This window comes from Flavobacterium sp., assembly GCF_027482425.1.
Taxonomy (GTDB): Bacteria; Bacteroidota; Bacteroidia; order Flavobacteriales; family Flavobacteriaceae; genus Flavobacterium.
The window spans coordinates 18,872-28,855 of record NZ_JAIXWA010000008.1; the positions used below are offsets into that span (position 1 = coordinate 18,872).

The following is a 9,984-nucleotide window of genomic DNA, read 5'->3' on the forward strand; positions in this document are numbered from 1 at the left end:
AATGAAACGATTGGTTGTGCTTGGTGGGGGCGAAAGTGGCGTTGGAACTGCCATATTGGGTCAGAAAAAAGGGTACGATGTTTTTGTATCGGATTTCGGAGCCATCAAGCAAAATTATAAAGACGTTCTTACACAATACAACATTTCGTGGGAAGACAACCAACACACGGAAGATTTGATTCTTAACGCCAATGTGGTGATGAAAAGTCCAGGGATTCCCGACAAAGCGCCCATCGTGAAGAAGTTAGTGGAAAAAGGCATTCCTGTCATTTCAGAAATCGAGTTTTCGTATCCCTATACCGATGCGGTCACGATTGGAATCACAGGAAGCAATGGCAAAACGACCACCACAATGCTCACCTATCATTTGCTTAAACAAGGCGGATTGAATGTGGGGTTGGGTGGAAATATCGGAAAAAGTTTTGCTTGGCAAGTGGCGGAAGAACATTACGATTGCTATGTGCTTGAATTGAGCAGTTTCCAGCTGGATGGTATTGTGCATTACAAACCCCATATTGCGATAATCACCAACATTAGCCCCGATCATTTGGATCGCTATGAGTATAAGTATGAAAACTACATCGCTTCCAAATTTCGGATTACGATGAATCAAACCGAGGAAGATTACCTCATTTACGACAACGATGACGAAGCCATAAGCCAGTGGCTTAAAAACAATAAAATCAATGCAAAACCCATTCCGTTTTCGGTAAAGCAAGTGCTCAAAAACGGAGCTTATTTAAACGACAAAACTATGGAAATCAACATCAACCAAGAGGAGTTTATGATGGAAACTGCTCAAATTTCATTGGAAGGAAAACACAATCTAAAAAACGCAATGGCAGCTACTTCCGTGGCACAACTGATGCGTATTCGCAAACAAACCATTCGGGAGAGTTTGTCCAATTTTCAGGGGGTAGAACATCGTTTGGAAAAAGTGTTGAAAATCCAAAATGTACAATACATTAACGATAGTAAGGCGACCAACGTCAATGCTACCTATTTTGCCCTGGAAAGCATGACAACGCCAACGGTATGGATTGTAGGGGGTGTTGATAAAGGCAACGATTACACCGAATTAATGGCTTTGGTTCATGAAAAAGTGAAAGCCATTATTTGTTTGGGCGTTGAAAATAAAAAAATCATCGATGCTTTCGGAAATGTAGTCGACATGATGGTGGAAGTTGATAATATGCATGATGCCGTGAATACAGCCAAACACATTGCCGAAAAAGGTGATACCGTGCTTCTGTCTCCTGCATGTGCGAGTTTTGATTTGTTTGAAAACTATGAAGACCGCGGGCGTCAGTTTAAAGATGCTGTTCGGAATTTATAGAAATACACTCTTATTGTAAAAGCTAACTTGAGGTTTTTGACTCAAAAATCAATTTTTACAAGAGGTTGCTGAAGGGACTGAGATAAAAAAGGGTACATGCCATGCTGCATTGCTGTCGTTTCAATGCAAGCAGATAATCAATTGCTCGGTTCGTGTTTAAGATAGAAATTAAAATAACCCATGAAAAACCTAATTAACAGCTTACACGGAGATAAAGTCATTTGGGCGCTGGTCGCGTTCTTGGCGGTGTTTTCCTTTATGCCTGTGTTTAGCGCCAGTAGTAATTTGGCCTATATGCGTCATGGTACCGGAAACACGCTTACCTACCTGATTAAGCATGCGGTGCATATCATCATTGGGTTTTTTATTATCTATAAAATACATAAAATACCATACCATTATTTCAGAGGGGTGTCACGAATAGCGCTGCCTTTTGTCTGGTTACTGTTGGGGTATACACTCGTGAAAGGAACCGTAATCGATGGGGCCAATGCGAGTCGTTGGATTCAAATTCCGTTTTTGGGCATTTCGTTCCAAACGTCAACCTTTGCAGCGATAGTGTTGTATGTGTATGTGGCACGCTACCTCTCCAAAACACGGGAAACACCGCTTACGTTTAAGAGCTCGTTAGTTGAATTGTGGGTTCCAGTGTTTATAACTCTAGGATTGATTTTTCCAGCCAACTTCTCCACGGCGGCCTTGTTGTTTGCCATGGTGCTAATGATTGCCTTTATAGGGAAATATCCGTTGAAATATATCGGACTTATTTTGGCCTTAGCGGTGGCAGCAGCTTCGTTTTTTGTACTGCTAGTCATTGCTTTTCCCAAAGCCTTCCCCAACCGCGTCGATACATGGAAGAGTCGTATTGAAAACTTCACCTCCGACAAACCAGGAGAGGACGATTATCAAATAGAAAAAGCCAAAATCGCAATTGCCTCAGGTAATGTCTATGGGTTGGGGCCCGGGAAAAGTGTCCAAAAAAACTTTCTACCGCAATCGTCTTCCGATTTTATCTATGCCATTATCGTTGAAGAATACGGTTTGATGGGCGGATTGACGATATTGTTTTTTTACATGCTTTTGCTGTTTCGATTTGTGGTAGCTTCACACAAAGCCAATACACTCTTTGGCAAATTGGTCGTCATCGGTCTCGGTTTCCCCATTGTTTTTCAAGCGTTAATCAATATGGCAGTAGCGGTTGAATTGTTACCCGTTACTGGACAAACCCTCCCCTTAATCAGTTCGGGAGGGAGCTCGGTGTGGATGACCTGTATCGCTTTGGGGATTATTTTGAGTGTGACCAAAAAAGAAGAGGAAATTGCTCAAGAGGAAGCCGATAAACAACGTCGTGAGGAAGCTTTACAACGTTTGATCGACAAGCAATTGTTGGAAGAGGAAGACGCAGAACGCGCTGGAAATAAAGGGCAAAATGAAGAAGATAATCCCATGAATGCTGTTTTAAATCGTTAGCCATGAAAAAGTATAAATTCATTTTAAGCGGTGGGGGAACAGGCGGACATATTTATCCTGCCATTGCGATTGCAAATGCTTTAAAACAACGCTTTCCAGACGCTGAATTTCTTTTTGTTGGCGCACAGGATAAAATGGAAATGCAAAAAGTACCACAAGCAGGATATTCTATACAAGGATTGTGGATTGCAGGATTACAACGAAAACTCACGTTGCAAAACATTATGTTTCCGTTCAAATTGTTGAGTAGTTTGTGGAAGTCTCGTCGAATTCTGAATCGTTTTCAACCCGATGTAGTGATTGGGACAGGCGGATTTGCTAGCGGACCCTTATTGCAAATGGCTAATAGTAAAGGAATTCCCACTTTGATCCAAGAGCAAAATTCCTATCCTGGCATTACCAATAAATTGTTGAGTAAAAAAGCCAATGTGATTTGTGTGGCCTATGAAAATTTGGAACGCTTTTTTCCCAAGGAGAAAATTGTTTTTACAGGCAATCCCGTGCGTCAAGATTTACTTGAACTGTCGGATAAACGGAAAGAAGGGCAAACGTATTTTAAACTGGATCCGAACAAGAAAACACTATTGGTGCTTGGCGGAAGTTTGGGTGCCCGTCGTATCAACCAATTGATTGCCAAAGAACTCGATTTTCTCCTAGAACAGGGGGTTCAAGTCTATTGGCAATGTGGAAAACTCTATTTTGATGAATACAAGCATTGGAATGAAAAACCGAATGTTCAAGTGACTGCGTTCATTGACCGTATGGACTTGATTTATGCCGCAGCCGACGTGGTGATATCGCGGGCGGGAGCTTCTTCGGTTTCAGAATTGTGTTTGGTTGGAAAACCAACGTTGTTTATCCCTTCGCCCAATGTTGCCGAGGACCATCAAACCAAAAATGCTAAGGCGATTGTCGATAAAGGCGGTGCGCTCTTGTTACGGGAATCTGAACTAGAGGAACGCTTCGAGTCTACTTTTACCGATTTGATTCAAAATGAAACGCTCCAAAAGCAATTGAGTAGTGCCATGAAACCTTTGGGAAAACCCAATGCTACCCTTGATATCGTTGAAGAAATAATAAAACTGATACAATAGCAATAGCAATGACAATTAAAAAATGACAATAGCAATAAAAATGAAAAGAGTCATAGTAATGAATATCATCGCCATTGATTTTTGACATTGACATTGAATTTTAACATTAACATGAATCTAAACCAAATCCATAACGTCTATTTTATCGGGATCGGAGGCATCGGGATGAGTGCCTTAGCGCGTTATTTTCAATTCATTGGGAAAAAAGTTGCGGGTTACGATAAAACGCCTACACGTCTCACGGATGAGTTGGTTGCAGGAGGTATGCCTATTCATTTCGAAGATTCTATAGCAGCGATTCCGCCGTCTTTTACGAAAGACACTACACTGGTGGTCATTACGCCCGCCATTCCCAAAAATCATACTGAATGGAATTACTTGAGTGCGCAAGGTTACGTGATCAAAAAACGAGCTGAAGTTTTAGGTTTAATTACCCAAGGAACGTATTGTTTTGCGGTGGCAGGAACGCACGGAAAAACGACTACGTCAAGTATTTTGGGTCATATTCTCTATGAAAGCGGTGCCGATGTGACCGCCTTTTTGGGGGGGATTGTAGAAAATTACCATTCCAATTTAATCGGGCAAGGAAAAACAATTTCGGTGGTTGAAGCCGATGAGTTTGACCGTTCCTTTTTGCATTTACATCCCGATTTAGCTTGCATAACTTCGATGGATGCCGATCATTTGGATGTATATGGAGATGCCTCGGCCATAGAAGAATCCTTCCGAGAATTTGCTGCAAAAGTTTCTAGTCCTAAGCATTTGTTTATGCCTAAAGGATTGCCGTTGGAGGGAACAACTTTAGGGATTAATGAAGAAGCCGATTTTATAGCGCATAACATTCGGGTGGAAAACAGTGCTTATGTATTTGATATTAAAACACCCACCGAGAATCTTCAAAATATTGCCTTTGGTTTGCCAGGGCATCACAATTTAATGAATGCCTTAACTGCTTTAGCAATGGCCTACACGTACGGCACCCCAACCGTTGCCATTGCTAAAGCTTTGGCTTCATTTCAAGGAGTGCAACGCCGTTTTTCGTATCAAATAAAAACCCAAGAGAAGGTATTTATTGACGATTATGCCCATCATCCTACAGAAATTAATGCGGTACATCAAGCGGTGCGAGAATTGTATCCCGGAAAAAAGGTGACGGCTATTTTTCAACCCCATTTGTTTAGCCGAACGCAAGACTTTATCGACGGTTTTGCGGCTAGTTTATCTCAGTTCGATGAAGTGATTTTATTGGATATTTATCCCGCTCGAGAATTGCCAATAGAAGGGGTTACATCAGCTTGGTTAATGGGTAAGATGACGCTTTCTAATGTAAGACTTTTGAGTAAGGAAGAACTTATGTTGCAAATCCCGCAAATTAATGCTCCCGTATTGGTGACGATAGGGGCAGGCGATATCGGAGAAATGGTGCCAAAAATTAAAAAAATATGGGAATAAATAGCAATACTTGGTCCACCATTCGATTGGTGCTTATCCTAGGATTGGCGGGGTTTTTGTATGCTTTTTCTTCCCTGCGAAATGGCCGTCGTTCCCTCCAAAAAACAGAGGTTGTTTTTGTAGGCGAAAGCAATAGTTTTATGCGCCAGGAAACGGTTAATAAATTGTTAATAGAAAATAAAAGTGACCTGCGAAGCATTGCTAAAGAGCAGTTAAATTTGGATAAATTGGAGTCTTCTGTCAATCAAAATCCAATGGTTGAGAAATCAGAGGTTTACGTTAGTGTTGACGGGGTATTGCGGGCAGAAGTCGTGCAACGAACGCCAGTTGCGCGCGTTATGGTAGGCGAAACGTCGTTTTATTTGGATAAAAATGGAAAACAAATGCCTTTATCCACGCATTACGCGGCTCGAGTCCCCTTGCTGACAGGATCAATCACGAATGAAGTGTTGCCAAAGCTTACCGCTGTCATGGCGATGGTACAGAAGGATTCATTTTTGAAAAAGAATATCATTAGTGTACGCGTTTTAAACGATAAAAGTCTGGAAATGACCTCGCGCAATCACCCATTCGTTATTGAATTTGGGCAATTGGTGCACCCGGAGCGAAAGTTTTTAAACTATAAAGCCTTCTTCCAAAAAGCGCTTAAGGACAGTACATTAGAAAAATATAAACGCATCAATTTACGGTTTATCCATCAAGTTGTATGCACCCGATAAACAAACAGTAAGTGATCATTTTTGAACTATGAACCCGAAAGAAAGTATTGCCGTAGGATTAGATATTGGAACAACCAAGATTGTGACCATGATCGGAAAGAGAAACGAGTATGGGAAATTGGAAATTTTGGGCGTAGGAAAAGCCAAAAGTTTGGGCGTTTCCCGTGGGGTTGTCAACAACATCACCCAAACCATTCAATCGATCCAACAAGCGGTATTGGAAGCCGAGGAGAATTCCGGTTACAAAATCAATGATGTAGTTGTTGGTATTGCCGGACAGCATATTCGAAGTATACAGCATACCGATTATTTGATTCGTAGCAATCCAGAGGAGGTCATTAGCGAAAAGGACATTCAATTGTTGGTCGATCAAGTAAGTCGTTTGGCCATGTTGCCGGGTGAAGAGATTATTCACGTTCTTCCTCAAGAGTTTAAAATTGACGGTCAATCCGATATCAAAGAGCCTATCGGAATGTACGGTGGTCGCTTGGAAGCGAGTTTCCATGTGGTGGTAGGACAAGCGTCTTCTATTCGAAACATTGGACGATGTGTACAAAGTTCGGGCATCGAATTATCGGGTCTTACCTTAGAACCTTTAGCATCAGCTGACGCCGTATTAAGTCAAGAAGAAAAAGAAGCAGGTGTTGCTTTAATTGATATTGGAGGCGGAACGACTGATTTGGCTATTTTTAAAGATGGAATCATTCGTCATACCGCTGTGATTCCTTTTGGAGGCAATGTGATAACGGAAGACATCAAAGAAGGCTGTTCGATTATCGAAAAGCAAGCCGAATTATTGAAAGTGAAGTTTGGATCGGCTTGGCCGGGTGAAAATAAAGACAATGAAATCGTTTCGATTCCAGGGGTTCGTGGACGCGATCCGAAAGAAATATCGTTAAAAAACTTGTCCAAAATCATTCATGCCCGTGTGGTTGAAATCATTGAACAAGTTTTTGCCGAAATTAAAGCGTACGGACATGAGAATCCGCGCAAGAAATTGATTGCAGGGATTGTGTTGACCGGAGGCGGTTCACAGTTGAAGCATGTAAAGCAATTGGTAGAATACATTACAGGTATGGACACGCGTATTGGGTATCCCAACGAACATTTGGCGGGGAATTCCAGTGAGGAAATTTCAAGTCCTTTGTATGCTACTGCAGTGGGATTGGTCATGAATAGTGTGGCAAACAATACCCAAAGTGCGTACCGTATTGAATTGCAACAAGCGCCTCAACCCGTTGCAGTTCCTGTAGCACCAGTTACCCCTATAAATGAAGTGCAGCCAGTGGCTCCTGTAACTCAAGAGGTAGAAGAGCCCGTAGCGACAACGTCTCAGGCACCAAGTACCGAGAGTACGATTCGACGATCGTTTTTTGACCGATATGTCGATAAGATTAAAGATTTTTTAGATAACGCAGAATAAGTAGACAGCAAAATACAAACAAAACCAAAATCGTATGATGAGCAACTCAGAATTTGGAAGTATCTCATTTGATTTGCCTAAAAACCAATCAAATGTTATTAAGGTAATCGGTGTTGGCGGCGGCGGAAGCAATGCCATCAATCACATGTTCAAACAAGGAATCAAAGGCGTAGACTTCGTGGTGTGTAACACCGATGCGCAGGCTTTGCAAAACAGTTCTGTTCCCAACAAAATCCAATTGGGTGTTGGGTTGACCGAAGGGCTGGGTGCTGGGGCGAATCCTGAAGTAGGACAACAGTCTGCTATTGAAAGTATTGCCGAGATTGAAAAAATGTTGGATAGCAACACCAAAATGGTTTTCATCACTGCCGGTATGGGAGGTGGAACCGGAACAGGTGCTGCTCCTGTGATTGCTCAATTGGCGAAAGAACGTGATATTCTTACCGTAGGTATTGTGACGATACCCTTCCAATTTGAAGGGAAGGTTCGTTCTGAACAAGCTATGGCTGGGGTTGAACGTTTGCGCAAACAAGTGGATTCGCTCATCGTTATCAATAACAATAAATTACGCGAGGTTTATGGAAATCTTGGTTTCAAAGCAGGGTTCTCTAAAGCCGATGAGGTTTTGTCTACCGCCTCACGTGGAATCGCGGAGGTAATTACGCACCATTATACGCAAAATATCGACTTGAAAGATGCCAAGACGGTATTGTCCAACAGTGGTACCGCCATTATGGGTTCGGCTACTGCGACAGGGGATAATCGTGCTAAGGACGCCATCATTGCTGCTTTAGATTCACCGTTGTTAAATGATAATAAAATTAATGGCGCCAAAAACGTATTGTTGCTTATCGTTTCGGGTACAAGTGAAATTACCATTGATGAGATTGGAGAAATCAACGATCATATTCAAGCTGAAGCAGGGTTCAATGCCAACATCATTATGGGGGTTGGAGAAGATGAATCCTTGGGAGAAGCCATTGCAGTAACTATTATCGCTACAGGATTTACTACCGATCAACAAGCGGAGATTGTGAATACAGAGCCTAAAAAGATCATTCATTCTTTGGAAGATGAACAGCGTTTAGTGCGTGATTTAATTCAGCCTTCGGTGCCCGTTTTTGAAAGTCCCGTTGAAACTCCAATCACTCCCGTTTTTGAAACATCGGCTCCGGTTGAGGAGAAAGTAGTTTTTGAATTGTTAGATGAAGAAGTGGTTGCTCCAGTATTTACTCCTGCAATTGATGCAGATGCATTGATTCCGATGAATGAGTTTATCCGTAATTTGGACGTTACTTTTGAAATTGTTTCTCCTATAAAAGATTTGGATTTCGGTTTTACAGCACCTGTGACGCCGGTTCAAGAAATCAAAGTAAATGAACCACAAACCATTTCTTTTGCTGAAGAAACACAAGCGACTTTGACGTTTGATTTGCCGTTGCAAGTTGCAGAAACTCCTGTAGCGGAAACGTCGAAATTAGTTTTTGATTTGACAGATGAAACGAAAAATATTCAAGTGAACGAACCGATAGAGTTTGTTCCCATGACGGAAGTTGATCAAGGCGTAATTCGTTACTCTTTGGAAGAATATATGGAAATTGAAAATGAGCTTTTGGGTACCTCAAAACCCACTGAGCCAGTTGCAAAAGTGGAAGAGAAAGTAGATGAAACCCTTCAATTTACCACCAAAGTAGCTGCTGAGCCTGTGATGCCTAAATATGCGGCTGATGAGTTGTCTCCTGTGGAGTTAACCATTGAAGAGACCTTAAAAATGCGCGCCGAAGAACGTCGTCGCAAGTTGAAGGAGTTCAATTATAAATTTCACAACAATCCATCACGGGTGGATGAGTTAGAAAAAGAACCTGCGTACAAGCGCATGGGTGTTGATTTATCTGCAAATCAGCCCACATCAAATACGTCAAGATTGTCCATTGGAACCGATAGCAATGACGATGTTCAATTGCGCTCCAACAATTCATTCTTACACGATAATGTAGATTAAATCATAAGTTAATTAAAGATGGGTAACCCGAAGGAATTGTTTCTTTCGGGTTATTTTTTTACCTTTGGCATCGAAAATAAGCGATAGTTGTATTGCATGTTTCTAATCCCCTAAAAGACAAAGAAATGAGTTTGGAAAGCCAAATTATGGAAGAAATGAAAAACGCAATGCGTGCTAAGGATACGGTAGCCCTTGAAGCATTGCGCGCGATTAAATCAGGGATTATATTGGCCAAAACGGAAGCAGGTGCCTCGGATACCCTTTCTGCGGACGATGAAATTAAGTTATTGCAGAAATTGGTGAAGCAACGTAAGGATAGTGCTGCCATTTTTACCGAGCAAGGGCGAACTGATTTGGCCGAACCTGAATTGGCTCAAGTGGCCGTTATTGAAAAGTTTTTACCCGCTCAAATGACAGAGGCTGAGGTAGAAGCGGCTATAGCTCAAATCCTTGCTGAAAATGGATTCTCAGGAATGGCCGCTATGGGT

At 41.8% G+C, this 9,984-nt stretch carries 8 protein-coding genes; all 8 read left to right on the forward strand.

The features are described from left to right. The first annotated feature begins 1 nt into the window (after position 1). On the forward strand, positions 2-1,336 hold the full coding sequence (gene murD, locus Q0037_RS00480) for a UDP-N-acetylmuramoyl-L-alanine--D-glutamate ligase (RefSeq protein WP_297513751.1): 1,335 nt from the start codon (positions 2-4) through the stop codon (positions 1,334-1,336). A 180-nt stretch (positions 1,337-1,516) separates the two neighbouring features. Next, the gene (locus Q0037_RS00485; protein WP_297513754.1) at positions 1,517-2,806 is read left to right on the forward strand and encodes an FtsW/RodA/SpoVE family cell cycle protein; all 1,290 of its coding nucleotides are present in this window, start codon (positions 1,517-1,519) and stop codon (positions 2,804-2,806) included. 2 nt (positions 2,807-2,808) lie between these two features. Beyond that, a complete protein-coding gene (gene murG / locus Q0037_RS00490; RefSeq protein WP_297513757.1) occupies positions 2,809-3,900 on the forward strand; it encodes an undecaprenyldiphospho-muramoylpentapeptide beta-N-acetylglucosaminyltransferase in 1,092 nt (363 codons plus the stop codon). 111 nt (positions 3,901-4,011) lie between these two features. Then, on the forward strand, positions 4,012-5,352 hold the full coding sequence (gene murC, locus Q0037_RS00495; RefSeq protein WP_297513760.1) for a UDP-N-acetylmuramate--L-alanine ligase: 1,341 nt from the start codon (positions 4,012-4,014) through the stop codon (positions 5,350-5,352). Continuing rightward, positions 5,343-6,071 (forward strand): cell division protein FtsQ, encoded by a 729-nt coding sequence (locus Q0037_RS00500; RefSeq protein ID WP_297513764.1) that lies wholly within the window; start codon positions 5,343-5,345, stop codon positions 6,069-6,071. Before murC ends, Q0037_RS00500 begins: the two co-directional genes overlap by 10 nt. Positions 6,072-6,099: 28 nt before the next feature. Continuing rightward, entirely contained in the window at positions 6,100-7,494 is a 1,395-nt protein-coding gene (gene ftsA, locus Q0037_RS00505; protein WP_297513767.1) for a cell division protein FtsA, read from the forward strand. Positions 7,495-7,528: 34 nt separating this feature from the next. After that, positions 7,529-9,496 (forward strand): cell division protein FtsZ, encoded by a 1,968-nt coding sequence (ftsZ, locus tag Q0037_RS00510; RefSeq protein WP_297513770.1) that lies wholly within the window; start codon positions 7,529-7,531, stop codon positions 9,494-9,496. A 125-nt stretch (positions 9,497-9,621) separates the two neighbouring features. Beyond that, the coding region (locus Q0037_RS00515; RefSeq protein WP_297513772.1) for a GatB/YqeY domain-containing protein at positions 9,622-9,984 on the forward strand (363 nt) is incomplete at its 3' end.